At 62.0% G+C, this 25,476-nt stretch carries 23 protein-coding genes; 18 read left to right on the top strand and 5 right to left on the bottom strand.

Features of this window, described 5'->3' with window-relative positions; genetic code table 11:
• The first annotated feature begins 60 nt into the window (after positions 1–60).
• The 3 genes from ACNJX8_RS25695 to ACNJX8_RS25685 all read left to right on the top strand — a co-directional run bounded on the left by ACNJX8_RS25695 (position 61) and on the right by ACNJX8_RS25685 (position 3,017).
• Positions 61–984 (top strand): 2-hydroxyacid dehydrogenase, encoded by a 924-nt coding sequence (locus tag ACNJX8_RS25695; protein WP_439357175.1) that lies wholly within the window; start codon positions 61–63, stop codon positions 982–984.
• Positions 985–997: 13 nt separating this feature from the next.
• The gene (locus ACNJX8_RS25690; RefSeq protein WP_027544597.1) at positions 998–1,354 is read left to right on the top strand and encodes a cupin domain-containing protein; all 357 of its coding nucleotides are present in this window, start codon (positions 998–1,000) and stop codon (positions 1,352–1,354) included.
• A 205-nt stretch (positions 1,355–1,559) separates the two neighbouring features.
• Entirely contained in the window at positions 1,560–3,017 is a 1,458-nt protein-coding gene (locus tag ACNJX8_RS25685; protein ID WP_439357174.1) for an NAD-dependent succinate-semialdehyde dehydrogenase, read from the top strand.
• Positions 3,018–3,151: 134 nt separating this feature from the next.
• On the opposite strand, the gene ACNJX8_RS25680 is transcribed toward ACNJX8_RS25685, so the two are convergent.
• Positions 3,152–3,841, bottom strand: coding sequence for a haloacid dehalogenase type II (locus tag ACNJX8_RS25680; protein ID WP_439357173.1), 690 nt, complete (start codon positions 3,839–3,841; stop codon positions 3,152–3,154).
• A gap of 345 nt (positions 3,842–4,186) precedes the next feature.
• Here ACNJX8_RS25680 and ACNJX8_RS25675 point away from each other — a divergent pair, with 345 nt between their 5' ends.
• Entirely contained in the window at positions 4,187–5,563 is a 1,377-nt protein-coding gene (locus tag ACNJX8_RS25675) for an aspartate aminotransferase family protein (RefSeq protein WP_439357172.1), read from the top strand.
• A 16-nt stretch (positions 5,564–5,579) separates the two neighbouring features.
• Here the strand turns inward: ACNJX8_RS25675 and ACNJX8_RS25670 are convergent, their stop codons facing one another.
• Positions 5,580–6,056, bottom strand: coding sequence for an Lrp/AsnC family transcriptional regulator (locus ACNJX8_RS25670; RefSeq protein ID WP_128934601.1), 477 nt, complete (start codon positions 6,054–6,056; stop codon positions 5,580–5,582).
• 114 nt (positions 6,057–6,170) lie between these two features.
• Positions 6,171–7,496, bottom strand: a complete 1,326-nt coding sequence (locus ACNJX8_RS25665; RefSeq protein ID WP_439357171.1) for an NAD(P)/FAD-dependent oxidoreductase — start codon at positions 7,494–7,496, stop codon at positions 6,171–6,173.
• A gap of 69 nt (positions 7,497–7,565) precedes the next feature.
• Between ACNJX8_RS25665 and ACNJX8_RS25660 the strand changes: the two genes are divergently transcribed.
• The 14 genes from ACNJX8_RS25660 (at position 7,566) to ACNJX8_RS25595 (ending at position 23,975) form a co-directional block, all read left to right on the top strand.
• Entirely contained in the window at positions 7,566–7,832 is a 267-nt protein-coding gene (locus tag ACNJX8_RS25660) for a hypothetical protein (RefSeq protein ID WP_439357170.1), read from the top strand.
• A gap of 73 nt (positions 7,833–7,905) precedes the next feature.
• Entirely contained in the window at positions 7,906–9,597 is a 1,692-nt protein-coding gene (locus ACNJX8_RS25655; protein WP_439361978.1) for a dipeptide ABC transporter ATP-binding protein, read from the top strand.
• The gene (locus tag ACNJX8_RS25650; RefSeq protein WP_128945529.1) at positions 9,594–11,261 is read left to right on the top strand and encodes a peptide ABC transporter substrate-binding protein; all 1,668 of its coding nucleotides are present in this window, start codon (positions 9,594–9,596) and stop codon (positions 11,259–11,261) included. Before ACNJX8_RS25655 ends, ACNJX8_RS25650 begins: the two co-directional genes overlap by 4 nt.
• Before the next feature lie 55 nt (positions 11,262–11,316).
• On the top strand, positions 11,317–12,267 hold the full coding sequence (locus ACNJX8_RS25645; RefSeq protein ID WP_128938452.1) for an ABC transporter permease: 951 nt from the start codon (positions 11,317–11,319) through the stop codon (positions 12,265–12,267).
• 38 nt (positions 12,268–12,305) lie between these two features.
• Entirely contained in the window at positions 12,306–13,184 is an 879-nt protein-coding gene (locus ACNJX8_RS25640; protein WP_439357169.1) for an ABC transporter permease, read from the top strand.
• 53 nt (positions 13,185–13,237) lie between these two features.
• Positions 13,238–14,548 carry an NAD(P)/FAD-dependent oxidoreductase gene (locus tag ACNJX8_RS25635; RefSeq protein WP_439357168.1) on the top strand — a complete coding sequence of 437 codons (1,311 nt, stop codon included), beginning with the start codon at positions 13,238–13,240 and terminating at the stop codon, positions 14,546–14,548.
• Between the two features lie 73 nt (positions 14,549–14,621).
• Positions 14,622–16,040: a threonine synthase gene (gene thrC, locus ACNJX8_RS25630; RefSeq protein WP_439357167.1), complete on the top strand. Its 1,419-nt coding sequence runs from the start codon at positions 14,622–14,624 to the stop codon at positions 16,038–16,040.
• A 285-nt stretch (positions 16,041–16,325) separates the two neighbouring features.
• On the top strand, positions 16,326–17,528 hold the full coding sequence (locus ACNJX8_RS25625) for a glycine C-acetyltransferase (protein WP_439357166.1): 1,203 nt from the start codon (positions 16,326–16,328) through the stop codon (positions 17,526–17,528).
• A 19-nt stretch (positions 17,529–17,547) separates the two neighbouring features.
• Positions 17,548–18,576 (top strand): L-threonine 3-dehydrogenase, encoded by a 1,029-nt coding sequence (gene tdh, locus ACNJX8_RS25620; protein ID WP_439357165.1) that lies wholly within the window; start codon positions 17,548–17,550, stop codon positions 18,574–18,576.
• Between the two features lie 215 nt (positions 18,577–18,791).
• Entirely contained in the window at positions 18,792–19,661 is an 870-nt protein-coding gene (locus ACNJX8_RS25615) for a GNAT family N-acetyltransferase (RefSeq protein WP_439357164.1), read from the top strand.
• 11 nt (positions 19,662–19,672) lie between these two features.
• A complete protein-coding gene (locus ACNJX8_RS25610; protein ID WP_439357163.1) occupies positions 19,673–20,866 on the top strand; it encodes an alanine racemase in 1,194 nt (397 codons plus the stop codon).
• Between the two features lie 22 nt (positions 20,867–20,888).
• Positions 20,889–22,352, top strand: a complete 1,464-nt coding sequence (locus ACNJX8_RS25605; protein WP_439357162.1) for an aldehyde dehydrogenase family protein — start codon at positions 20,889–20,891, stop codon at positions 22,350–22,352.
• On the top strand, positions 22,349–22,606 hold the full coding sequence (locus tag ACNJX8_RS25600; RefSeq protein ID WP_439357161.1) for a hypothetical protein: 258 nt from the start codon (positions 22,349–22,351) through the stop codon (positions 22,604–22,606). The genes ACNJX8_RS25605 and ACNJX8_RS25600 overlap by 4 nt, the downstream gene beginning before the upstream one ends.
• 46 nt (positions 22,607–22,652) lie before the next feature.
• Entirely contained in the window at positions 22,653–23,975 is a 1,323-nt protein-coding gene (locus ACNJX8_RS25595) for an NAD(P)/FAD-dependent oxidoreductase (RefSeq protein ID WP_439357160.1), read from the top strand.
• A gap of 200 nt (positions 23,976–24,175) precedes the next feature.
• Here the strand turns inward: ACNJX8_RS25595 and ACNJX8_RS25590 are convergent, their stop codons facing one another.
• Together ACNJX8_RS25590 and ACNJX8_RS25585 are read right to left on the bottom strand one after the other, a co-directional pair.
• Entirely contained in the window at positions 24,176–24,979 is an 804-nt protein-coding gene (locus ACNJX8_RS25590; RefSeq protein WP_439357159.1) for an FAD-binding oxidoreductase, read from the bottom strand.
• A gap of 50 nt (positions 24,980–25,029) precedes the next feature.
• A complete protein-coding gene (locus ACNJX8_RS25585) occupies positions 25,030–25,338 on the bottom strand; it encodes an FAD-binding oxidoreductase (RefSeq protein WP_439357158.1) in 309 nt (102 codons plus the stop codon).
• Positions 25,339–25,476 lie beyond the last annotated feature (138 nt).

Genomic DNA, 25,476 nt, shown 5'->3' with positions numbered 1-25,476 from the left:
GCCGGCCAAGCCGGTCTCAACGCCCAGCATCCCCGGCGAGGACATGAGAGGAATACGTCGATGGCGTTTCTTTTCAATTCCGATGCCGCTCGCGGGGCCATTTTCCGGCAGGCCTTGGCGCGCGAGCTCCCTGATCTGGAATTCTATCATTCCGGTGAATGCGTCGAACCGGAAAAGGTACGCTACCTGCTGACCTGGAACGTACCCAATGATGTCGCGCGGTTTCGAAATCTGGAAATGCTCTTTTCCATCGGTGCGGGGGTCGATCAATTCAAGCCTGAGACCATGCCGGACCGCGTGAAACTCGTGCGCATGGTTGAAGACGGCATCATACGCATGATGCAGGAATATGTCGTGCTCGGCGTTCTGACGCTCCATCGGGAGATGCTGGCCTATCGGGAGCAGCAGGGAAGGGGCCTATGGCAAGCCCATGCAAGTGTACAGTCGACCGATCGGCGCGTGGGCTTCCTCGGGCTTGGGATCCTGGCGCAAGCTGCGATCGATCGCCTGACGCCGTTTCGATTTCCGCTTGCCGCCTGGAGCCGCACGAAGAAAACGGTCGAGGGAGTCGCCTGCTTTCATGGCGACGACCAGCTTGGCGACTTCCTGCGAGGAACGGATATCCTCGTCTGTCTTCTCCCCCTGACGGAGCAAACAAGCGGCATCCTGAACGCAAGACTTTTCTCGCTTTTGCCAGTCGGAGCGAGGCTGCTGCATGTCGGCCGCGGCCCGCAGCTTGACCAGGGCGCGCTCATCGAGGCGCTGGATAGCGGGCATTTGGCAGCAGCGATGCTCGACGTCACCGATCCCGAGCCGCTGCCGGAAAATCATCCACTTTGGTGCCATCCGAAGGTGATCATCACGCCGCACATCGCGTCCGTGACGCAACCGCATACGGCAGCACAATCCGTCATAGAGAACATCCGGCGGCACCGCGCTGGACGAAATCCGATCGGCCTTGTCGATCGAACGCTCGGCTACTAACAGGAAAAGCGCCATGTCACTTCTGGTCACCATCGACACCAATCCGGACTTCGCGCCGAAGAACGCCTTGCCTGCTCCGGAACGGCTCATCTCCGGCAATCCATCGTTCAAGACCTGGGCCCAGGACGCCTCGAAAGGCGAGAAGGTACTGACCGGCGTCTGGGAAGCAACGCCGGGCGAGACCCATTCCATCAAGGGCACCACCTTCGAGTTCTGCCACATTCTTTCGGGCCTCATCGAAATCGAGGAAAAGGGTGGTGAGACCAGAAGGTACCGCGCCGGCGACAGCTTTGTGATGAAACCCGGCTTCGTCGGCGTTTGGCGCACGATCGAGACCGTGCGAAAGATCTACGTTTGCCATTACGACTGAGACAATGCTGAGGGCAGCACTAGCAGCCCTCAGAATATTCGACCTCGGGGGCCGCGCCTATCCAGATTCAAGGCGGCGATACACTTCATTCTCAACGAAAAATGCGGCGTGCGGTCCTGTACTGCTCGCATGAGACGGCTTCGTCTCGCCACTCACAAATCAGGCAGTGGTGGTGAGGCCGGGCCCGAAGCCAAGGAGCAAACTCATGATTGCATTGAAGGACAAGGATCTGTTTCGCCAGCAAGCGCTGATCGGCGGCACCTGGCGGGATGCGAGCACGAAAGCCAGGGTCGATGTCATCGATCCTGCCAGCCAGAAAGTGCTTGGCACCATCCCCGATATGGGCCGAGACGAGACCAGGGCAGCAATCGACGCAGCGGCGGCTGCGTTCAAGCATTGGAAGACCAAGGCTCATGCAGAGCGTGCTGCGCTGCTGGAGCGTTGGCATGAGCTCATGCGACGCCATGAGCAGGATTTGGCCCTTCTGCTGACGCTGGAACAGGGCAAGCCGCTTGCTGAATCGCTCGGTGAGATCCGTTATGGGGCATCCTTCGTCAAATGGTTTGCCGAAGAGGCCCGCCGCATCAACGGATCGACAATCCCGGCACCTACCGTCGATCGCCGCATTCTGGTGCTGAAAGAACCAGTCGGCGTCTGCGGGATCATCACGCCCTGGAATTTCCCCAACGCGATGATAACGCGCAAGGTGGCACCAGCGCTTGCCGCGGGCTGCACAGTCGTCATCAAGCCATCTGAGTTTACGCCTTTTTCAGCTCTCGCCATCGCTGTTCTGGCTGAGCGGGCCGGAATCCCGGCTGGCGTGATCAACATCGTGACGGGCATGCCGGCGGAAATTGGCGCGGAGCTGATGGCCAACGAAACCGTGCGCAAGATCTCGTTCACCGGATCGACGCGCGTCGGCGCTTTGCTGATGAAGGGCGCGGCGGACAACATCAAGAGGCTCAGCCTCGAGCTCGGTGGCAACGCGCCGTTCATCGTCTTTGACGATGCCGATATCGACCGAGCGGTCGAGGGGGCGATTGCGTCAAAATTCCGCAATGGCGGGCAAACGTGCGTCTGCTGCAATCGCATCCTGGTGCAAGCTGGCATCTACGACGCCTTCGCCCAGAAGCTAGCCAGCCTTGTTTCGAAAATGAAGGTCGGTGCCGGTACGGAAGAGGGGGTCGCAATCGGTCCGATGATCAACGGCGCGGCGATCGAGAAGATCAAGCGGCACGTCACCGACGCCCTGAATAAGGGTGCAAAGATCATCTCGGAGAGTGAGGCGGTGCCGGAAGGTCGGCAATATGCCCGCCCTGTCGTGCTCGGCGGCGCGACTACTGAGATGCTGTTGGCTTCGGAAGAGACCTTCGGACCGGTCGCACCGCTTTTCCGCTTTGAGACCGAGGACGAGGCGATTGCGATCGCCAACGGCACGCCCTTTGGCCTTGCCGCCTATTTCTACACGGAAAACCTCAAGCGTTCCTGGCGTGTTGCCGAAGCGCTGGAATTCGGCATGGTCGGCCTGAACACCGGCCTGATCTCGACGGAGGTGGCGCCTTTCGGCGGTGTCAAACAGTCGGGCCTCGGACGCGAGGGATCCCAGCTCGGGATCGAAGAATATATCGAGACCAAGGCGCTCCATATCGGCGGGCTGGATTGAGCGGCCCATCAGATCAATATCTGAAACAAGAAAAGGGGGCGGTCGAACCGCCCCCTTTTCCTTCACAGTGCTCCGATTTCTATTGGAGCTCTCCAAGAGCTGAAACGCCGCGAGTGAACCTGAAAAGAATACGCTCACGCGCTCTTGCGCAGGGGCTCCAGGCCGACTGCCGCCGCAAGCCCGTCGATGCCAGTGACCTCGGTGTACTCATAGAAGGGGTTTGCGGGCTCGTGACCGCGGTTCACCCAGACCTTGCTCTTGATGCCGAGGTCGTAGGCGGTCATCAGGTCGTAGCGGAAGGAAGAGGAGACGTGGGTGATATCCTCCGGGCCGCAGCCCAGCTTGTCCAGCATATACTCGAAGCCCTTCATATGCGGCTTGTAGGCGCCGGTCTCCTCCGCGGTGATGACCATGTGGAACGGAGCGCCGAGCTTCTCCACATTCGACATGATGAGATTCTTCATGGAGTTCGACAGGATGACCAGCGGAATCTCCCTGGCAACTTTGGCGAGACCCGCCGGGACGTCCGGATGCGGACCCCATGTGTGGATCTCCTCATTGATGCGCTGGGCATGTTCCGCTCGAAACGCGATGCCGTTGCGCTTGCATGCGCGCTCCAGCGCATTGTGCACGATCTCGAAGTACGGCTTCCACGCGCCGAGAACCTCGTCGAGGCGATAGGCTGAAAAATCCTTGATCAGCTTTGCCATAGCCGTCGACGAGAGTTCGGAGCCATAGACTCTCCTTGCCGCGCCGGCCATGTCGAAATTGGTCAGCGTGCCGTAACAGTCGAAGGTGATGTACTTGGGTCTAAACGTTGCCATGGCTCGATCCTTTTTCGGTCCTCACGCACCGCGTTCCGGTACGATATGGATCATAGCGGGCAGGCGACCGGATAAAGCACCGCTGTCGCGGCGACCGAGAGCAGATTGTGTCGTATCGGATCGGCGCCGTGGCAGAGAGTTGTGTGAAAAGGCGCCTCCGACTTGTGCGCCAATGTCTTGCGCACCCCGATGCCCGCATAAGATGCGGCGCCGGTCGTCAATGATAGTCAAAATGCCCTTCGTCCATGTTCAGCCCGGGAGCAACTGCTGTCCTGGGCGTCTTACGTTGAGCTCCGAAGATATCGGGAGTGCCGCACAAGCATTGCGGTCGATCTGGAGGACGACATGTTGAGCAACTCGCTGATTGAACTCGATCGCGCGCATTTGATTCATCCGGTCTCATCCTATCGCAGCCACGAGGCGACGGGCGTCCGTGTGCTGAAGTCAGGGAAAGGCGCGACGCTGACCGATGTCTCGGGCCGTCAATTGCTGGACGGCTTCGCCGGCCTGTGGTGTGTCAATGCGGGCTACGGGCAGGACAGCATCGTCAATGCGGCGACCAGGCAGTTGCGCGAACTTCCCTATGCGACGGGATATTTTGGCTTGGGCTCCGACCCGGCTATCCGGCTGGCCGCGAGGCTGGCCGAATTGGCGCCTGGCGATCTGAACCACGTCTACTTCACGCTGGGCGGCTCCGACGCCGTCGACAGCACCATCCGGTTCATCCGGTACTATTATCATGCCAAGGGTACGCCGCAGAAGGACCAGTTCATTTCGGTCGAGTCTGGCTACCATGGATCGTCGACGGCAGGCTCCGGCCTGACTGCGCTACCGGCCTTTCATGCGGGCTTTGGAGTGCCGTACGACTGGCAGCACAAAATTCCGTCGCACTACGCCTATCGCAACTCAGCCGGTTCGCATCCCCGGGCAATCATTGCAGCGTCGGTCGCGGCTCTGCGGGCCAAGATCGCCGAACTCGGCGCGGAATGCGTCGCCGCCTTCTATGTCGAGCCGATACAGGGGTCAGGAGGCGTCCTCGTTCCGCCGCCATCCTGGCTGAAGGCCATGCACACGGTTTGTAGGGAGCATAATGTTCTTTTCGTCGCCGATGAGGTCATCACCGGCTTTGGCCGAACCGGCCCGCTGTTTGCCTGTGAAGAGGACGACGTCGTGCCGGATCTCATGACCACGGCAAAGGGGCTGACCTCGGGCTACGTGCCGATGGGGGCCGTTCTCATGTCCGACGGCGTCTACAACACGATTGCCGATGGCGCCGGCAAGGCGGCCGTCGGCCACGGCTACACCTACTCCGCTCATCCCGTCAGCGCAGCCGTTGGGCTCGCCTGCCTTGATCTCTATGAAAACGGCTTGCTGGAAAACGGCCGGAAGGCCGGGAACCGCCTGATGGAAGGTCTTCGCGCGCTTGCCGATCATCCGCTCGTCGGCGATATCAGGGGGCGCGGCATGCTGGCTGCGATCGAGCTCGTGACTGACAAGGAGCGCAAGACGCCGCTGCCGGCGGAAGCCGACGCGGCGCGTCGTATTTTCGACCGCGCATGGGACAACGGCCTCGTCATCCGCGCCTTTGCCCAGGGCGTGCTGGGCTATGCGCCGCCGCTCTGCTGCACGGATGCGGACATCGACGGCATCATTGAGCGAACCAGGATGACGCTCGACCAGACGCTCGAAGACAAGGACATCCGCGCGGCCATGAAAGGGTAAGGACCGAGCCTGTCCTTTAGCCGTTGAATATGCTTTCGAGAGGCAGATGAGATTTCACGATCGGCGACTTGAGCACGACGAAACTGAAGTATTTGTCGATACCGATATCCATCTCGACCAGGCGCTCCATCATCGCCTGGTATTCGCTGATCCCTGCCGTGATGAACTTGACGAGATAGTCGTACCCGCCCGAAACGAGATGGCACTCGACCACGGAATCGATCTTTTCGATCGTCGTGAGAAAGCGCGCGAAATCGATCTGACGATGATTCTTGAGGGTGATTTCGGCGAAGACAGTCAGAGTTTGGCCGAGCTTGGAAACGTCAATCTGAGCGGAATAGCCGGTGATGAAGCCTTCCGTCTGGAGCCTCTTCACGCGCATCAGGCATGGGCTCGGAGAAAGATTGATCAGCTCTGCGAGCTCGACGTTGGAGATCCGCCCGTTCTTCTGCAGTTCGCATAAAATCCTGATGTCGATCTTATCAAGCTTCATAGCAATGCCATGAGATGGGGGCGACAACGGTGTCAAGGATTTGAGACTTCTGCGTCATATACATTGTCATAACATCAACCAGCATCTTTTCCCACCGGACGGTGGAAACTGCCTTTAGAACTCACTGACCTTGCCCCAGGCGCTCATTTTCAGCCGCTCCGGCCTGTAAGGGCGCGGGTCGACAATCGGCGGACTGCCCGTGATGATGTCGGCGATCACATGCCCCGCGCCCGGGCCAATTCCAAAACCGTGGCCACTGAACCCCGCCGCAAGGATGAAGCCTGGAATCGATTCAACTTCGCCGATTGCCGGAATGCCGTCCGGTGTGCTGTCGATGTAGCCGGCCCAGACGTTTGAGATGGCGAGGTGCCGCAGCTCGGGCACCAGCTTGCACGCGCGCCGATGCGTCAGCCGAATCTGCCTCATGTCGGGGCGGGGATTGAGCGTTCGGTTCAGCTCCATCGGCGTCACCTCGTCGAGCCTCCATTTCGCCAGGGATTCGTGGCCTTGCCGCATGCCCTCGAAGGCCCCGGGGCTGAGGCTTCGCCAGCGGCGGGCGAACATGGGGAGGAATTCGCGGCCGAACCTGACCTGCTGCGGCGTCGGATCGACTCGCGCGCGCCCGCTGATGGCAAGCGTGTATCCGCCATTGCCGCGTCGCGTGGCCGACACGAGCCCTGCGTAAAGGGCATCAGGCAGGCCGGCCGCGCCCGGGCCCAGGGCGAGAATCGAAGAGCGCACGGACGCCTGCGGGAAGCGAATTCCCAGCTGGTTGCAGAACGAAGATGCCCACGCGCCTCCTGCCATGACGACCGTCTTCGTCCGGATCGTGCCCGCCTCGGTCACCACGCCGCTGACGCGGCCGGCACTGAGCTCGATGCCGCGCGCGGCGCAGAGCTGGTGCACCGTGCCACCCGCCGCCATGATCGCACGCGCGGCGATGGGGACGGCCTTTGAAGTATCCGCCGTCCCGTCTGTCGGCGAGAAGACGCCGCCCTTCCACTTGCGACCCGTCGCCTTGCCCCGACCGCTCGCCTCTTCCGAGCTCAACATATGCGTCGTGACGCCAACGGTCCTGGCGAAGTCGCGCCACTTGGCCCAGCCTGCCAGCTCATTCTCGTCGTTCGACAAATACAATAGGCCGCAGCGGCGAAAGCCCGTGTCTTCACCCGTTTCCTGGGCGACTCGTTCCCAGAGATCGAGGCTCTTGGTCGCAAGCGGCAGCTCGCGTGCGTCGCGGTTCTGTTGGCGGCACCATCCCCAGTTGCGGCTGGACTGCTCGGCGGCGACGCGGCCCTTCTCGAGCAAGGCAACCTTGAGGCCGCGACGCGCGAGATAGTAGCTTGTGAACACGCCTACGACGCCGCCGCCGATGACGACGACGTCCGCTTCACGAGGAAGGGATGGACTGGATTCGATATGCAGGAGCGGCGCGCTCATCCGACAGGGATCTCCGATGGTCGCCGTAGCGTAACCGAGGAATTGCGGCAGGCCCCGCGGACTTTCGTCGTGAGACCGAATATCCTGCGGTTTACTGCCTTTGACGCAGGCAAATATTGCGAAAATACCTTGCTTGCGTCGCAGCTTGCAGGCGGCGAGACTGATGCACGTGCTCCTGCGATCCGTCGCGCGCCCTTCCTGGCAGGCCTGGCGGTGCAGATTGAAATGCCAAATCGGACTTCGTTTTCAGAAGTTCGTGCTGCCCGGATGCTGCCTTTCGGCGACTCCGCGGTGATTGAAATCATCAAGATCGGCAGAACGGATCGAAGTCCATAGAGGCAACCCGCATGAGCCTTATCCAGGAGCAGATCTTGGCGGAAGCGATCAAGCTATGACGTCGGCGCCTCCGATGGCCTCTGGCAAGCCGGCTGCAGCCCCCGCCGATGTCGCGCTCTCGGTGCGGGAGCTGAGCGTAAGTCTGCCGCAAGGAATGGAACGGGCCTACGCCATCGAGAACATCTCCTTTGATCTGAAGCGCGGACAAATTCTCTGCATCATCGGGGAATCTGGATCGGGCAAGTCGGTCACCGCCAATGCGATCATGGGGCTTCTGCCGAAGGTGATCAGAGTCACCTCGGGGGCGATCCACCTGAATGGGACGAACATCGTAGGCCTCGCGCCTGAGAAGCTCCGCAGCCTGCGCGGCCGAGTCGTCTCGATGATCTTTCAAGACCCTCTCTCAGCGCTCAATCCGCTGATGACCGTGGGCGCGCAGATCGAGGAGGTGATGGCCTCGCACGACGTTGGCATGCCGGCCTCCCGTCGCAGCCGGGCCATAGACTTGTTGATTGAAGTGGGTCTGCCTGATCCGCAGCTCATGTATCACCAATATCCCTTCCGGCTTTCGGGCGGGCAGCGGCAGCGGGTGATGATCGCCATGGCTCTGGCCCTCGAACCTGCGATCCTGATCGCGGACGAGCCGACCACCGCACTCGACGTGACGACCCAGGCGCAGATCCTGCAATTGATCCGCGACATTCAACGCCGCAAGGGAATGAGCGTCATGTTCATCACCCATGATTTCGGCGTCGTCGCGGAGATTGCCGACCACGTTGTGGTGATGGAGAAGGGCCATTGCGTGGAGCAGGGGAGTGCCGCGCAGGTGCTGAAGTCGCCCGGTCATCTCTATACGCGCCGTCTGATCGCAGCCGTGCCCCACCTGACCGGCAAGGACCGCGTTCCCTCGGAAGCCGGGGAGCGAGCGTCGATCCTGAAGGTCGAATGCCTGGCAAAGACTTATCGCAGCGGCAGCGCGCTTTTCCGTACGCAGCGCATCGTGCCTGCGGTCAATGGGGTCAGCTTCGACCTCACGTCGAGTCGCACGCTCGGCGTCGTCGGGGAAAGCGGTTCGGGCAAGTCGTCGCTCGGTCGGCTGCTGATCAAGCTCATGGAGTGCGACGGCGGCTCGATTCTGTTCGAAGGCCGCGACATCGCCGGGCTTTCCGAAGCCGAGTTTCGGCCGCTACGGCCGAAGATCCAGATGATCTTTCAGGATCCTTTCGCATCGCTCAATCCGCGATCGACGGTCGGGCAAATTCTCACAGTCGGCCCGGTCGCGCATGGCATGCCTTATGACGAAGCTTGCGGGCGCGCGCGGGAGCTCCTGTCCCATGTCGGCTTGGATGCAGGCGCCTTTGAGCGCTATCCGCACGAGTTCTCCGGCGGGCAGCGCCAGCGCGTCGGCATCGCTCGAGCGCTGATGTTCAAACCAAAATTGCTGATTGCCGACGAAGCGGTCTCAGCGCTCGACGTATCGATCCAGGCCCAGATCTTGAAGCTGCTTGATCAGATCCAGCGGGAGACCGGCGTCTCGATGATCTTCATCACGCATGATCTGCGCGTCGCAAGCCAAATCTGCGATGAAATCGCCGTCATGCATCGAGGGCAAATCGTGGAACGCGGACCGCCGTCCCAGATATTCCTCGATCCGAAATCCACCTACACGCGAGAGCTGGTGGCAGCGATCCCGGGCGAGCATGCCCGGACCATGCCCGAACATGCAGACTACGGCGCACAGCACAAGGGAGGAGAGACGTTATGACCAAGGGTTCTGCGACGACATCGAGCTACTCGCGGCGTGATGCTCTGCGCATGATGGCGATCGGCGGAGCTGCCGGTCTGATCGCGCCCAATCTATTGGGCAAGCCGGCCCACGCGCGCACTCCGACAAAGCCAACTGGCCGCGTGATCGTCGGCCTTGGACAAGAGCCGACCGTCTTCAATCCGCTGATGGCACACATTGAAGTCGATGATGGTGTGCATTTCTCGGTGTTCGACGCGCTCTTCCGCATCGACCCTCAGGGCGTCATTCAGCCCAATCTTGCCGTGGAAGTGCCGGACCAAAAGAACGGGGGTATTTCGGAAGACGGTCTCAAATGGCGCATTCGTTTGCGTGATGACGTCCGGTGGCACGACGGCAAGCCTTTCAGCGCCGAGGACGTCAAATTCACACTGGAACTGATCACGAGTCCCAACTTCCGGAGTTGGCGCACGGCTGGCCATGCTCTCGTGCGCGACATTACGGTGCTCTCGCCGACGGAGATCTCGTGGCGAATGGAGGAGGCCTTTGCGCCCTATCTGTCGTTCCTGACCGAAACCTTCATCGTCCCCAAGCACATCCTCGAGAAAGAGGCCAATCCGAACAACGCCGCCTTCAACCAGGCCCCGGTCGGCACCGGCGCCTTCAAGTGGGGCAAGAGGGTTGCTGGTGATCATCTCGAACTCGTTGCGAACACCGAATACTTCGGTGATGGCCCTCACATCGAGAGGCTGGTCTTCAAATACATTCCCGATCTCACGGTCCTCTACACCCAGTTCAAGAGCGGCGACATTGATCTCGTAGGTCAGCCTTACATCACGCCCGATCATTACGTGGAAGCCAAGACGCTGCCGAATCGGGTTGTGACGCTACTCCCGAGGACCTCGTTCGAATCCTTCTACCTGAACCTCGAGCGCCCGCAGTTCAAGGAGCTTGCTGTTCGCGAGGCGCTCTACGCGGCGATCGACAAGGAGGCGATCATTCAGGGGCTCTATTACGGCGTGCCGACCCCGACGGAGACGTTCATGCCGAGGCAGTCCTTCTTCTTCAACGCCAACCTGCCCTTGCACCAATTCGACCTGAATCGCGCGGGCAAGATCCTCGATCAAGCCGGCTGGGCAAAGGGCGCGGACGGCATTCGTGCCAAGAACGGCGTTCGCCTGTCCTTTTCCAATTCGACCACGTCGGGCGATCCGCTTCGCGAGCAGCTGCAGCAGTTCCTGCAGCAGACCTTTGCGCAGCTCGGCGTCGAGATGAAGATATCGAACCTGCCGGCCGCCGTGATGTGGGGCGAGTTCTGGATGCAATCGCAGTTCGATTCCGTGATCGTCGGCAGCTCGTATCTAATTGGCGCCGATCCGGATGTCACCAATCGCTTGCACTCGCGCTCGATCGGAGCGAAGGGCGGCCGCGGCTCGAACAACGCGCAGTATGCAAATCCGGAGGTCGATGCACTCCTTGACAAAGGCGCACGCACCTTCGATCCCGAAGCGCGTCGCGCGATCTACTCTCGCGTGCAGGAACTCGTGCGCCGCGACCTGCCTTTCCTGCCGCTGTATCAGAGCAACTCGGTCGAAGGTCTCAAGAAGGGGATCAACGGATTCGTGCCGAATGGCAATACCCGCACCGAGTCCTGGAACGCGCTTGCCTGGTATTGGGCGAGCTGATGTCTTGCCGGACGGACCACGGCGGACGGCATTGTCACGCTAATGGAGGACTCGAATGTCCGCCTTCCTGCTGAATCGTCTCTTCCAGAGCATCGTGCTGCTGGTGATCGTCTCGATCATCGGCTTCACGGTTCTCAACCTCATGCCGGGCGGGCCCCTCGCCCAATTCGGGCTGGATCCCGGCATGACCCAGAAGGACGTCGAGCGGCTCGCTGCACAGTTGGGCCTCAATCGCCCACTGTGGATTCAGTATCTCGATTGGGCCTGGCGACTGATGCAGGGCGACTGGGGACACTCTTTCCGGGACGGCTCTTCCGTGCTTGCAGTGATCGGTCGCCATCTGCTGGCGACGCTGCTGCTGATGGGCACATCCACCGCATTGGCGATCGCGGCCGGCACGTGGATCGGGATCCGCGGTGCCACCCACCGCTATTCCCTCTTCGACTACTGCGCGACTGTCGGCGCCATGGTGGCGCTGTCTGTTCCGACGTTCTGGTTCGGCCTGATCGGCATCTACATCTTCACCCTGAAGCTGGGGTGGGTGCCCGCAGGCAACATGTACACGATCGGCGACGGCTCCGTCCTGGACTATCTGCATCACCTGATCTTGCCGAGCATGGTGCTGTCGCTCGTTCATGTCGCGATCTGGAGCCGTTACATGCGGACGGCGACGCTCGATGCGTTGAGTCAGGATTTCGTCAAGACGGCGCGGGCCAAGGGCGTGAGCGAGCGCCGCATCTTGCTGAAACATGTCATCGGCAATGCGCTGTTGCCGATGATCACGCTGGCAGGGATGCAATTGCCCAGCATTCTCACCGGCGCGCTGGTCACGGAGACCGTGTTCACCTGGCCGGGCATGGGGCGGCTGTTTCTCGACAGCCTTGGCTACAGCGACTATCCGGTCGTGATGGGGCTGTTGATCTTCTCGGCCATCTTGGTCGTGTTGGGCAATCTGATCGCAGACATCGTGATCGCAACCGTCGATCCGCGCATTCGCCTGGCCTGAGCCTGCGGACCCACGCCAGATAAGAGGAGCGAGTAGATATGACCGCCATCGTCGCGCACGCAGCTCCGACCCGCTGGTGGAACAGCCGCGCTGTTAACCGCTTCATGCGTCACCATCTGGCACTCCTGGGAATCGCGATGATCAGCCTGCTCGTGCTGGCGTGCGCCATCGGTCCCTATGCCTTGCCCTACGACTCGCTCCATATCGATCTGCGCGCCCGCTTTGCTCCGCCCCTGACAGGCCACCATTACTTCGGCACGGATCCTTTGGGGCGTGACCTCGCGGTGCGGCTGTTGATGGCCGGGCGCGTCTCGCTGGCGGTGGGATTCTCCGCGATGTTGCTGTCGACGTTGATCGGTACGCTCGTCGGCGTGACGGCCGGCTATCGCGGGGGCTGGGTCGGGGCCGCACTGATGCGGATGGTGGATGGCTTCCTATCCTATCCCTCGATCTTCCTCGTGCTGGCGCTCGCCGCAACGCTGCGCCCGAGCCCGGTGATGATCACGGTGATCATTGCCGTCACGAGCTGGATGGAGACGGCGCGAATTGTCGAGGCCGAGGTCCGTTCGCTGCGCGAGCGCGAGTTCGTCCAGGCTGCGCGCATGGTCGGGCTTAGCAGGGCGCACATCATGTTCCGCGAGATCCTGCCAAATGTCATGGGGCCAATCATCGTCGCCGCAAGTCTGGCCGTCGCACGCGCGATCCTTCTGGAGGCCTATATCAGCTTTCTCGGCTACGGCATCCAGCCGCCGCTGCCCAGCTGGGGCAACATGCTCAATGGCGCCCAGCAATATCTGGCGAGCGCTCCCTGGCTCGCCATCATTCCCGGTGCCGCGATTACGATGGCGGTAACGAGCTTCAATTTCATCGGTGACGGTCTGCGAGATGCCCTCGACGTTCGAAACGACCACATCTGAACGATTTCAACCGAGTCGCGGCTGAACCCAGCAACCATACGAGAAGAAAAGCCATGCACGCGCCGAGAGTTGCCGAGAAGGCCACGCCCTATTGGTGGGAAGCCGCGCCGCTTAAGCCGCCGCCTCAGCAGCCAATGGCCAAGAAGCTCGACGTGTTGATCGTGGGCGCGGGCTATGCAGGGCTCTCGGCCGGTCTGGTGCTGGCGCGCGAGGGCCGCTCAGTTGCGGCCTATGATGCTATGGACCCTGGCGAAGGAGCTTCGACGCGCAACGGCGGTATCACCAGCGGATCCATTCGGCCCGACTACGCGACGCTCACGCGCCGGTTCGGAGAAGAGAAGGCGCTGGCGATCGAGGCGGAAGGCAAGGCCGCGCGCGCGTTCCTGTACGATTTCATCAGGACGGAAGGCCTCGCCTGCGACTTCCAGCCGGTGGGGCAGTTCAAGGGCGCCTTCGGCTATGAACAATACGAAGCCATGGCGCGGACCGCGGAGCGGCTCGCAAAGAAACTTGGGATCGAAGCGTACGCAGTTCCCTATGCCGAGCAGCGCAAGTACATCGGCACCGATGTCTACCGCGGCGGTTCGGTTCGGATGGATATCGGCGGACTGCACCCGGCGAAATTCCACGCCGAACTGCTGCGGGTCGCGCTCGCTTCCGGATTGACAGTCCACGCGCGGACGCCCGTGATCTCGATCGACAGAGATGGCTCCGGCTTCCGCGTCTTCACCGCTGCCGGTCCGGTGCAGGCGCGTCAGGTGCTGGTGTGTACCAACGGTTACACCGATGGCGCCGCGCCCTTCCTGCGCCGTCGGCTGGTCCCGGTTCGCAGCCGGATCATTGCGACGGAGGAGCTTGCGCCCGAAGTCATGGCGCGGCTGATGCCGAAACGCATGATGATCACCGAGAACCGGGAGGTCGGCTTCTATTATCGGCCCTCGCCTGATGGCAAACGCATCTTGCTCGGCGGCCGCGACAGCTCTCGGGTCGGCGACCCCGTCGCCCCGAAGCTGCTTCTGCGCAATGGCCTGGTGAATCTGTTCCCTGAGCTGGATGCCGTTCGCCTCTCACACAGTTGGTTCGGCAATGTGGCCATGAACCGCGACATGATTCCGCGCATCTTCGAGAAGGAAGGTATCGTCTATGCCAGCGGCTTCTGCGGGTCGGGCGTGGTCTGGGCGCCATGGGTCGGTATGCATGCGGCCCACAAGCTCATGGGACACGAGGAGCGGGCGCGCACCGCGTTCGACTTCAGGCCTCCGGCCTTCATCCCGTTCTATCGAGGCAATCCGTGGTTCATGCCTGCCTTCATTCAGGGCTACCGGATGCGTGACCGGATCGCGATGTGGCGCGCCAGCCGTTGATGGCCGGCAGTGCAGCTTACAACCCAGGGCGTGAATTCCGGAGGCACTTCCGCCTCTCGAAAGAAGATTGACGATGCAGTACGTGTCCACGCGTGGCCATTCAGGCCGCAAGCAATTCTGCGAGGCATTGCTTGAAGGCCTCGCCCCGGATGGCGGGCTGTACGTCCCGGAGACCTATCCTCGCGTGGACCATGCCACGCTGGATGCGTGGCGTACGCTGTCCTACGCCAACCTGGCTTTCGAGATCCTGTCACTCTATGTCGGCGATATTCCCTCCGCCGACCTGAAAGCCATCTGTGCAAAGACCTACACGCCGGAGATATTCGGAAAGCCTGACATCGCGCCGCTGCGAAAGCTGGAGAGGGGACTTTATCTCCAGGAGCTGTCGAATGGTCCCACGCTGGCGTTCAAGGACATGGCCATGCAGTTGCTCGGCAATCTGCTCGAGTACGAGCTGACGCGCCGGCAGGAGAACTTGAATATTCTTGGTGCGACCAGTGGCGATACTGGAAGCGCCGCAGAATACGCCATGCGCGGCAAGAAAGGGGTGCGGGTGTTCATGCTCTCGCCCCGCGGACGAATGAGCGCCTTTCAACAAGCTCAGATGTTCAGCCTCCAGGACCACAACATCCACAACATCGCGATAGATGGCGTCTTCGACGATTGCCAGGACATCGTCAAGCGGGTGGCGAGCGATCTGGAGTTCAAGCAGCAATACAAGATCGGTGCGGTGAACTCGATCAACTGGGCGAGGCTGCTTGCGCAGGTCGTCTATTACTTTTCCGGTTACCTGCAGGCGTTCGAACGGGGACCGGCAGGCGTAAGCTTTACGGTACCTTCAGGGAACTTCGGAAACATCTGCGCCGGCCATGTTGCGCGCATGATGGGACTTCCGATATCCCGCCTGGTCGTTGCGACCAACGAGAACGACGTGCTCGACGAGTTTTTCCGCACCGGCGTGTATCGCGCTCGGAGCCGGGCCGACACTCTCGAAACGTCGAGCCCCTCGATGGACATTTCCAAGGCATCGAATCTCGAGCGGTTCGTCTTCGACTTGGTCGGTCGCGACGCCGGTCGGACGAAAGCGCTGTTTGATGGTCAGCTCAGGGAACGGGGTGGGTTCGACCTGAGTGGAGATCCCCGATTCGCGGAGGCGGCCGCCAGGTTTGGCTTTCGAAGTGGCAAGAGCAGCCATGCTGATCGGGTGGCGGCGATCCGCGATACGTGGGAGCGTTACCACACTGTGATCGACCCGCACACGGCGGATGGTGTCACAGTCGCGCGCACACACGCCTCCGCCGAGGAGGCAATGATCGTGCTCGAAACTGCACTGCCAATCAAATTCGCGGCGACGATCAAGGAAGCGTTGGGGCGCGAGCCGGATCTTCCAGAACGGTACAAGGGCCTGGAAGAACTGCCGAGGCGCGTCAAAGTCCTCCCCCCGGACGCACGGGCAGTCAAGGACTACATCGCCGAGATTGTGACCAGCTGAACGGCTGCTTGGGATCGAGGACAATCATGGCCGTCCGCCGCTTTCCTGGGTGCTTATGAGAGCTCCGGCGGCTGACTTCCTCCGAACACAAGCTGCTTCCTGCGATGCAGCGCGCTGCGGCATTCCGGTTTTGGCTGTCGCGCCTGTGGGATGTGCACCTGCCTCGGCAGGCTGCGCTCCTTAAGCGACATGATCCCAGCCACTTCGAGCGAATCTTGCTCATGCTCCGGGGGGAGTTCGTATTATCATGATCGTCCAATTTGCGGCAGCGAGGATGGGGGTACGATGGCGCCGACCTTAGAAGGCCGAATTCGCGAGCTTCTTTCGCAGATCCAGGCGGAGGGCCTCTACAAGCATGAGCGGCTGATCACTGGCGCGCAAGCGGGCCGGATCCGCGTCGTTTCCCAGTCCTCCGAGCGCGAACTCGTCAATCTTTGCGCGAACAACTATCTGGGTCTTACCGATCATCCCGAAGTCATCGCAGCCGCAAAGCGAGGCCTGGATGAGTTCGGGTTTGGCATGGCATCCGTGCGCTTCATCTGCGGTACGCAAACCCTGCACCGCGAACTCGAGCGCACGATCGCTCGCTATCTGGACAAGGATGACGCCATCCTGTTCGCGGCCTGCTTCGACGCCAATGGCGGGGTCTTCGAACCGCTTCTAGAGACCGACGACGCCATCATTTCTGATTCTCTCAATCACGCTTCCATTATCGACGGAGTGCGTCTTTGCAAGGCGAGGCGCTACCGCTTCGCCAACGGCGACATGAACGAGCTCGAGGATCGGCTCAAGGAGGCGGACAGGGACGGAGCCCGGTTCAAATTGATCGCCACTGACGGCGTGTTCTCGATGGACGGATACGTGGCCAAGCTCCCTTCCATTTGCGCCTTGGCCGAGAGGTACGGTGCTGTCGTCATGGTCGATGATTGCCATGCCACCGGTCATCTCGGCGAAGCAGGTCGCGGCACGCCGACGCTGACGGGCACAAGGAGGCAGGTCGAGATTGTCACGGGGACGCTCGGTAAGAGCCTCGGCGGCGCGATGGGAGGCTTCGTCGCGGCGTCGCAACCGTTCGTCGATCTGCTTCGACAGCGAGCGCGTCCATATCTCTTCTCCAACAGCCTCGCCCCGGCAGTGGCGGCGGGATCGATCAAGGCGATCCAGATCGCGGAAACAGCCGACGACCGCCGGCAGCTTCTTGCTGCGCATACACGGCGCTTTCGGTCGGGCTTGGAAAAGGCTGGATTCGAGCTGCTCGCGGGAGAGACGCCAATCATTCCGGTCATGCTGCACGACGCGCGCCTGGCGCAGGATATGGCAGCCGCGCTGGATGAACGCGGCATCTACGTCGCCGCGTTCTTCTATCCCGTCGTCCCCAAAGGAAAGGCGCGGATCAGGACACAGATGTCCGCCGCCCTGAGCGAAAAGGACGTTGAACAGGCCGTCGACGCTTTCGCCGACGCCGGCAAAGCGCTTGGCGTGATTTGATGGTTACAAAGGTGCTCTCATGAAAGCTCTTGTCAAAGCAGCCGCCGAACCCGGGCTCTGGCTCGACGAATGGGGGATTCCGCAGATCGGACCGGATGACGTTCTCATCAAGATCAACAAGACCGGGATCTGCGGCACGGATATCCATATCTACGCCTGGGATGAGTGGGCGCAGCGGACCGTCCCTGTCCCGATGGTCGTCGGCCATGAATATGCAGGCGAGATCGCCGAAGTGGGCGCGAACGTCACGAAGTTCGCGATTGGGCAGCGCGTTTCGGGTGAGGGCCATGTTGTCGGCATGAGCAGCCGCGCTGCGCGAGGAGGGCGGTTTCACCTGGATCCTGAAACGAAGGGGATCGGCGTCAATATTCCCGGAGCTTTTGCTGAATATCTGCGTTTGCCCGCCTTCAATGTCGTGCCGCTCCCTGATGCGATCGATGACGAGATCGGGGCCATCCTCGATCCGCTCGGCAACGCCGTCCACACCGCGTTGTCGTTCGACCTCGTCGGCGAGGATGTGCTCATCACCGGGGCAGGTCCCATTGGCATCATGAGCGCCGCCGTTGCCACGCATGTCGGGGCGCGGCACGTCGTGATTACCGACGTCAATCCGCACCGCTTGGCATTGGCAACGGATATCGCTGACGTTGTTCCCGTCGACGTGACAAGGGAAGATCTTCGGTCCGTGACGCAGCGCCTCGGCATGAAGGAAGGATTCGATATCGGGCTGGAGATGAGTGGTGCGCCGGCCGCGTTCGACCAAATGGTTGAAAATCTGGTGATGGGCGGCAAGATCGCCATGCTTGGTATCCCTGCTCGGCCCGCGACTGTCGACTGGACCAAGCTTGTCTTCAAGATGCTCACCGTCAAGGGAATCTACGGTCGAGAGATGTTTGAGACCTGGCACAAGATGCTCGCAATGCTCGAGAGCGGTCTCGACATCCGCAAAATCGTAACGCACCGCCTGCCGGTCACAGAGTTCAAGACCGGATTTGAGATCATGCGCACCGGCAACTGCGGCAAGATCGTGCTGGACTGGAAGGCGTGAGTACGCCCTTCGAGAGGGCTCCTGTCGCGGAACAGCAGATTGATCCTGCTGCCGCATCATCAATGAAATTATATGCCGAACTTTGCGCCAGTCCGGCTGCGTAATGCTGTCGGACCGAAGTTACGCTGCGAACTGCGCGGGGATCATGAGATGGCCTCACGCGGTCAGGCGCTGGCCATCAGGCCTGCAACCCGAGCAAGAGACGTTGACCGATCATGACAGCCGCAGCTTATCCAGTCGGGCAGCGCGACAATGAGGACGTGGCCCTGCTTCCTTTCGCCAGAGCGCATTTGGAAGGCGCCCTGAAGCTCTCGCAGGAGATGTCCTGGCCCTACCGCATCGAGGATTGGGATGTCGCGCTGCAGTTGGGCCATGGCTTTGTTCTGCAGCGCGACGGGACGGTGATCGGAACCGCGGGGTGGTGGCCATACGGCGAGACTCATGCGTCCGCCGGCATGATCATCGTTGCCAAGGCCGCTCAGGGCCGTGGCTATGGGGCCCGGCTGATGGATGCGTTGCTGACGTCCGCGCGCCCCCGAACCATCGCGCTGAATTCGACGCCGGAAGGCAAGACGCTGTATCGCCGCCGTGGCTTCGTCCCGATCGGGATCATCCACCAGCATCACGGAATTCCCCGCCAAAGCCAAGGAACGCCGCGATCAGGCCTCAGACCAATGGCCGCATCGGAGTTCGAGGCGATCGCGCGGCTCGACCGCGCGGCTACAGGGTTGGAGCGGCGGCAGTTGCTGAATCGGCTGTTTGACAGCGGTGACGGCTATGTCCTGGTGCGTGACGGCTTGCTTTGCGGCTACGCCATCTCTCGCCTTTTCGGGCGTGGGCATGTCATCGGTCCCGTCGTGGCCGAAAGCCCGACCGATGCGCGCGCGCTGATCGAATTCACGATCGCGCGGCTCGGGCCTGTCTTCGTCCGGATCGATATTCCAGCCTCCTCGCAGCTCGGGGAATGGCTCGAAAGCATCGGCCTTCAACGCGTCAGCGATGCCACGACAATGGTGCTGGGAACGCCGGCTCCATGGGTTGGGCCGGCGCGCATATTCGGTCTCGCCAACCAGTCATTCGGCTAGAGGACATCGGGATGCTGCGGGTGGAGATGGACAGGGCAGATGCCCCGGACGCCGGTCCGGGCGAAACGGCCGCAACGATCGGCGCGCTGGCAACACCGGCTCTCCTGCTCGACAAGGACCGGCTGGATCGCAATCTCGCGCGCCTGTCCTCTCGTATGGCTCGGCAAGGCGTCGTGTTGCGTCCCCATCTGAAGACAGCAAAATCCATCGACGTTGCCCGACGCGCCCATCGGTCCGGGGCGGGACCAATCACCGTCTCCACCTTGGCGGAAGCGGAATATTTCGCGCAGCACGGCTTCCGGGACATGACCTATGCCGTAGGACTTGCTCCTCACACCGCCGACAGAGCAATGCGCCTGCGGAAAGCAGGCATCGACATCAAGGTGCTGCTGGATTCGCCTGAGCAGGCCGCCATGCTCGCCGCGGCCGGTCGCGCAGCCGGTGTGACACCATCCGCCTTCGTCGAGATCGACTGCGATGGTCACCGCGGCGGGCTGACGGCGACCGATTCCAAGCTCATCGCCGTCGCGGCGGCGCTCGCCGAGGCCGGCGTCAAGATCGCCGGCGTTCTCACCCATGCCGGCGAGTCCTATGGTCTCAGCACGCCCGCGACCCTTGTCGCCGCTGCGGAGAACGAGCGCGCCGTGGCCATCGCCGCCGCAACGACGTTGCGCGCGGCCGGCCATGAGTGCCCCGTCGTCAGCGTCGGTTCGACGCCGACAGCGCATTTCGCCGAAGACCTGACCGGCGTCACGGAAATGCGGGCCGGCGTCTACATGTTCTTCGATCTGGTGATGCACGGCGTCGGCGTCTGCACCACCGATGACATCGCCATCTCGGTGCTCGCCACCGTGATCGGCAAGAAGCCCGAGAAGGGTTGGATTTTGGTCGATGCAGGCTGGATGGCGCTGTCGCGCGACCGTGGCAGCGCGGCGCAGCGGGTCGACCAGGGGTACGGTCTGGTCTGCGATGTGGCCGGCAAGGTCTATTCCGACCTGATTGTTTCGCATGCGAGCCAGGAGCACGGCATCCTCGCCATCAGGCCCGGCTCGAGTCAGGCTTTGCCCGACCTTCCGATCGGCGCGAAGGTCAGGATTTTGCCCAATCACGCCTGTGCAACGGCGTCGCAACACGAACTGTACAACGTCGTCTCCGCCGGCAGCGACGCGATCGAAGCACGATGGCCACGGATGCGCGGCTGGTAGGCTGTCGAAAGGATCGCTTCCAATGACCTCGGCCCTTCGACACCTGACGGAAGCCGGCTTCCTCGGAAAATTCTACATCGACGGAGAATGGCGGAAGCCGATCGGATCAGTCGCGGCAGCAGCAACCGTCGTCAATCCGGCGACGGAACAGCCGATCGCTGAGGTCGCGCTCGGCGATGACGATGACGTGGACTGCGCCATCGCAGCCGCCAGACGAGCCTTCGCCGGCTGGTCCATGACCGCGCCTGCTGAGAGAGCGGCGCTGCTCGACCGGATTCACGCCTTGCTCCTTGAGCGGCTGGAGCTGTTCGCGCAGGCGCTTACGTGCGAGATGGGAGCTGCCATCACCTATGCCCGGCGCGCTCAGGTGCCGCTGGCCGCCGAACATATCCGTGTCGCCCGCGACAATCTCGCGAATTATCCGTTCATCGCCGCGCGCGGCAGCACGGCGATCATGCGCGAGGCGATCGGTGTCTGCGGGCTCATCACCCCCTGGAACTGGCCTCTCTACCTGATCACGGCCAAGGTCGGCCCCGCGCTCGCGGCCGGTTGCACGGTGGTGTTGAAGCCGAGCGAATTGTCGCCGCTGAGCGCCTTGCTATTCGCTGAGGTCATCGACGATGCCGGTTGTCCGCCCGGCGTCTTCAACCTCGTCAATGGAACAGGTCCGATCGTCGGCACTCGTCTGGCGTCGCATCCGCAGGTGGACATGATCTCGATCACCGGCTCGACGCGCGCCGGCGTTCTCGTCGCGCAAGCGGCAGCGCCCACCGTCAAGCGCGTTGCCCAGGAGCTCGGCGGCAAGTCGCCGAATATCATCTTGCCGGACGCCGATCTCAGCCGTGCCGTTCCGCTCGGCGTCGGTGCCGCCTTCCGCAATCTCGGTCAATCCTGCAGCGCACCGACGCGCTTGCTCGTGCCTCGCTCACAGATGGAAGAGGTCGAGACCTTGGCGACCGCGGCCGCTTCAGAACTGGTTGTCGGCGATCCCCTTGCGGAAAGCACGACTCATGGCCCGATTGCCAACCGGCCGCAGTTCGAGCGCGTGCAGACCATGATCGATGTCGGTCTGAGGGAAGGCGCCAAGCTCGTCATCGGCGGGCCGGGGCGGCCCGACGACCTTCAGATTGGCTTCTATGCGCGACCGACCATCTTCTCGGACGTCCATCGCGACATGCGGATCGCGCAGAAGGAGATCTTCGGCCCGGTGCTGTCGATCATTCCCTACGACTCGGTGGACGAGGCGATCGCGATCGCCAACGACACCGTCTACGGCCTCGGCGCTCATGTGCAGGGCACTGATATGGAGAAGGTGCGGATCGTCGCCGGGCAGATCCAGTCGGGTCAAGTTCATCTCAATTATCCTGACTGGGACCCCAATGCTCCCTTTGGCGGCTACAAGCGTTCCGGCAACGGTCGCGAATACGGCCTCGAGGGCATGGAGGAGTATCTGGAGACCAAGGCCGTCCTCGGATTTTACCGATGAATGCCAGCGATCTACCGGAGCAATCGATTCAGATCGGGGAATTTCAGCATGTTTCCGAAAGGATCGAACGCGGCGAATTGGTTTTGAACGCAATCGACGCGGTCCTCGAAGGGTCCCGCCGCCCTCCGCCGAACTGGGACTCGGTCGGGCTTGAGCAGCTTCGTTCAATCAAGCGGCCAAAAACCCGAACATCTTGCGAAGTCCTAGATGATTTCAGCACATTCTATCGGGCGCACCGTGCGATGAAGGGCTGATCGGAAATTTGCTTCCGCATTCTTGGCAGCCGAGGTTCGTTGGAACATGTCGCCCCACGTCGAGCGCATTCACAGCGATGAGCGTCTCCCGGCCGAGGCCGACGTCGTCATCGTCGGCGGCGGCATCCTCGGCTCTACGGCCGCCTATTACTTGGCGAAGCGCGGCCTCTCTGTGGCGCTCCTCGAGAAGGGCCACGTCGCCTGTGAACAATCGAGCCGAAACTGGGGTTGGTGCCGCCAGCAGAACCGCGACCGGCGCGAACTGCCGCTCTCGGTGCTGTCCATGCGGCTGTGGGACGAACTCACGCGCGATATCAATCGGGACCTCGGATTTCGTCGCTGCGGTCTCGTCTATGCGACCCACGACGAGGCTGTGCTCGCCGGCTGGGAAAGGTGGCGCGAGGTCGCCAGGGAGTACGACGTCGACACCCGCGTGCTGAGCCGGGCGGAGGTGGCCGAGCGCGTCCCCGAAGCGCGCGACAAATGGGTCGGCGGGACCTATTCGGAGCGGGACGGAAAGGCCGAACCTGCGCTCGCCGCGCCGGCTATCGCTGAGGGGGCCAGAGTTCTGGGCGCCACGATCCACCAGGGATGTGCCGCGCGGGCGCTCGACTTGGCCAATGGCAAGATTGCGGGCGTGCACACGGAAAAGGGCTACATCAGAACCAACGCGGTGCTGTGCGCCGCCGGCGCCTGGTCCTCGCGCTTCCTTCGGCCGCTTGGGGTCAGTTTCCCCCAAGCGAGCATCCGGCAGACCGCGCTGCGTTCTACCCCGACAATCAACATCGGCGAGGCGGTCTCGACGCCCTACTGCACGATTACGCGCCGACTGGATGGCAGCTACACGCTTGCGATCAGCGGCAAGGCGAACCTCGAAATCACGCCCCAGGCTATCCGGTATAGCCGGGAATTCATGCCGCAGTTCTTGCGTCGCCTGAAGAACGTCAGGCTCGGCATCGGCCAATCGTTCGTCTCGGGGCCGGATTCAATGCCGGCGCTGCTGACCAACGACGACCGGATCTTCGAACAGAATCGCGTGCTGGATCCCGCGCCCTTGAAATGGCTGGTGAGCCAAGTGGTGGAGAGTGTCCGGAAAACCTTCCCCCAACTCGGCGAGATTAAGATCGACAGCGCGTGGGGCGGCTTCGTCGATTGCACGCCGGATGCAGTGCCCGTGGTGTCGCAGGTGGACGGGGTGGAAGGCCTCGTCCTCGCGGCAGGCTGCTCGGGTCACGGCTTCGGTTTGGGCCCGGGGCTCGGCTATCTGGCCGCACAGCTCGTCGTCAACGACACGCCTTGCGTCGATCCCACACCGTTCCGGCTGTCGCGTCTGGTCGACGGCTCGAAGCTGGACATCGCCGCCATATGAAGATCGAGCCGGCGATCGAACAGGTCGCGGCCTGATCGCGATTTAGCAGTTCCTAAAGGGCGTTTCCTCCCCAACTTGAGCCACTCCTTTGGGAGTGGCTCTTTCTTTATGGCAAGACGATTCGGCTGATCGAGGTGACTCGGCCGAAGATGCATCGTTTGAGCGTCGACGTAAGCACCGCCGGCTCGCCGGCCGATGGTTCAACGGGCAGACTTCTCTCCCAACGGACGGACGACCGCGCCGGCGTTCATGATGTCCGCCGGATCAAAGGCGGTCTTGATCCGGCGCATCGCCGCGATATGCCCGACATCGCCGTACCGCTCCAGAAGGTGCCTCTTGAAACGGCCGACGCCGTGCTCTGCGCTGAACGTGCCGCCGAGCGCCGCGGCGGTGTCGTAGAGTTGCAGCGACAGGCTGCCTTCGATTCGCTTGGTGAACTCCAGCCGGTCGACATCGGGAGAAACGAGCACGTTGTAGTGCAGATTGCCGTCGCCGACATGGCCGTAGACGGACAGTTCAAGGTCGGCGTCGTACGATCGCACCTGCGAGCCGGCCAGATTGAGAAAGCGCTGAATGGAGGAAAGCGGTACCGAGATGTCGTGCTTGACCGATCCGTTCCGGCGCTTCTCGCCCTCGGGGATAGTCTCGCGGAGCCGCCACATTGCGGTCCGCTGCGATCCGCTCTGCGCCAGCAAGGCGTCCTCGATCCATCCGGACTCGATCGCCTCGGCCAGAACAGCTTCCATCAGTTCGTCGAGATCGAGATGGCGTGAGGAAGACGCGAACTCGACGAGGACGGTGCCTGCTGGGCCTGCTCGAAGGGAGGGCGGGCCAGTCATTGCTGCGGTCGCGAGCGCGATGGATCTGGCCGCCATGAATTCGAACGTGGTCAGCAGGTCTGCGGATTCGCGACGCACCAACGCGAGAAGCTCGGCGAGCGGCGCGCCGTTCGCGAGCTTCAGCCACGCAGTCGCGCGGCGGGCCGGCAAAGGCGCGAGACGCAACACTGCGCCGGTGACGATGCCGAGAGTCCCCTCGCTTCCGACGAAGCACTCTAGCCGGCGTTGTTCTTCCGCAGCTTGCGCATGTCGGAGACCACCACCGTGCCGTCCGCCAACACCGCCTCGATCCCGAGCAGCAGATCGCGCGTCATCCCGTACCTGACGACTGACAGCCCGCCGGCGTTCGTGCCGATGTTACCGCCGATCCGGCAACTGCCTTCCGCGCCGAGGCTGAGCGGCAACAGAAACCCGACATCCGCCGCGGCGTCCTGCACATTTTTCAGGATGGCGTCGGCGTCGACGGAGATCGTCATGGAGATCGGTTCGATTTCGCGGATCATGTCCATCCGCTCGAGGCTCAAGATGATCTGCCCTCCGGAAGCATCTGGCGTCGCGCTTCGGCTATCAGTGTAGGCCGAAGTTTTCGGTGGCCTTTCTGAGAAAGCTAGCATCCGCCACGAACAGCAATCCGCAAGCCTTCTTTCTCTATCGTAGCCAAA

The organism is Bradyrhizobium sp. SPXBL-04, from assembly GCF_051853035.1.
Classification (GTDB): Bacteria; Pseudomonadota; Alphaproteobacteria; order Rhizobiales; family Xanthobacteraceae; genus Bradyrhizobium; species Bradyrhizobium zhanjiangense.
This window is presented reverse-complemented; position numbering and strand designations above follow the sequence as displayed.

What these genes read in the sequence shown, in the direction of transcription:
- ACNJX8_RS25695 (WP_439357175.1), top strand. Translation starts at nt 61, where the DNA reads ATGGCGTTTCTTTTCAATTCCGATGCCGCTCGCGGGGCCATTTTCCGG.
- ACNJX8_RS25690 (WP_027544597.1), top strand. Translation starts at nt 998, where the DNA reads ATGTCACTTCTGGTCACCATCGACACCAATCCGGACTTCGCGCCGAAG.
- ACNJX8_RS25685 (WP_439357174.1), top strand. Translation starts at nt 1,560, where the DNA reads ATGATTGCATTGAAGGACAAGGATCTGTTTCGCCAGCAAGCGCTGATC.
- ACNJX8_RS25680 (WP_439357173.1), bottom strand. Translation starts at nt 3,841, where the DNA reads ATGGCAACGTTTAGACCCAAGTACATCACCTTCGACTGTTACGGCACG.
- ACNJX8_RS25675 (WP_439357172.1), top strand. Translation starts at nt 4,187, where the DNA reads ATGTTGAGCAACTCGCTGATTGAACTCGATCGCGCGCATTTGATTCAT.
- ACNJX8_RS25670 (WP_128934601.1), bottom strand. Translation starts at nt 6,056, where the DNA reads ATGAAGCTTGATAAGATCGACATCAGGATTTTATGCGAACTGCAGAAG.
- ACNJX8_RS25665 (WP_439357171.1), bottom strand. Translation starts at nt 7,496, where the DNA reads ATGAGCGCGCCGCTCCTGCATATCGAATCCAGTCCATCCCTTCCTCGT.
- ACNJX8_RS25655 (WP_439361978.1), top strand. Translation starts at nt 7,906, where the DNA reads ATGGCCTCTGGCAAGCCGGCTGCAGCCCCCGCCGATGTCGCGCTCTCG.
- ACNJX8_RS25650 (WP_128945529.1), top strand. Translation starts at nt 9,594, where the DNA reads ATGACCAAGGGTTCTGCGACGACATCGAGCTACTCGCGGCGTGATGCT.
- ACNJX8_RS25645 (WP_128938452.1), top strand. Translation starts at nt 11,317, where the DNA reads ATGTCCGCCTTCCTGCTGAATCGTCTCTTCCAGAGCATCGTGCTGCTG.
- ACNJX8_RS25640 (WP_439357169.1), top strand. Translation starts at nt 12,306, where the DNA reads ATGACCGCCATCGTCGCGCACGCAGCTCCGACCCGCTGGTGGAACAGC.
- ACNJX8_RS25635 (WP_439357168.1), top strand. Translation starts at nt 13,238, where the DNA reads ATGCACGCGCCGAGAGTTGCCGAGAAGGCCACGCCCTATTGGTGGGAA.
- thrC (WP_439357167.1), top strand. Translation starts at nt 14,622, where the DNA reads ATGCAGTACGTGTCCACGCGTGGCCATTCAGGCCGCAAGCAATTCTGC.
- ACNJX8_RS25625 (WP_439357166.1), top strand. Translation starts at nt 16,326, where the DNA reads ATGGCGCCGACCTTAGAAGGCCGAATTCGCGAGCTTCTTTCGCAGATC.
- tdh (WP_439357165.1), top strand. Translation starts at nt 17,548, where the DNA reads ATGAAAGCTCTTGTCAAAGCAGCCGCCGAACCCGGGCTCTGGCTCGAC.
- ACNJX8_RS25615 (WP_439357164.1), top strand. Translation starts at nt 18,792, where the DNA reads ATGACAGCCGCAGCTTATCCAGTCGGGCAGCGCGACAATGAGGACGTG.
- ACNJX8_RS25610 (WP_439357163.1), top strand. Translation starts at nt 19,673, where the DNA reads ATGCTGCGGGTGGAGATGGACAGGGCAGATGCCCCGGACGCCGGTCCG.
- ACNJX8_RS25605 (WP_439357162.1), top strand. Translation starts at nt 20,889, where the DNA reads ATGACCTCGGCCCTTCGACACCTGACGGAAGCCGGCTTCCTCGGAAAA.
- ACNJX8_RS25600 (WP_439357161.1), top strand. Translation starts at nt 22,349, where the DNA reads ATGAATGCCAGCGATCTACCGGAGCAATCGATTCAGATCGGGGAATTT.
- ACNJX8_RS25595 (WP_439357160.1), top strand. Translation starts at nt 22,653, where the DNA reads ATGTCGCCCCACGTCGAGCGCATTCACAGCGATGAGCGTCTCCCGGCC.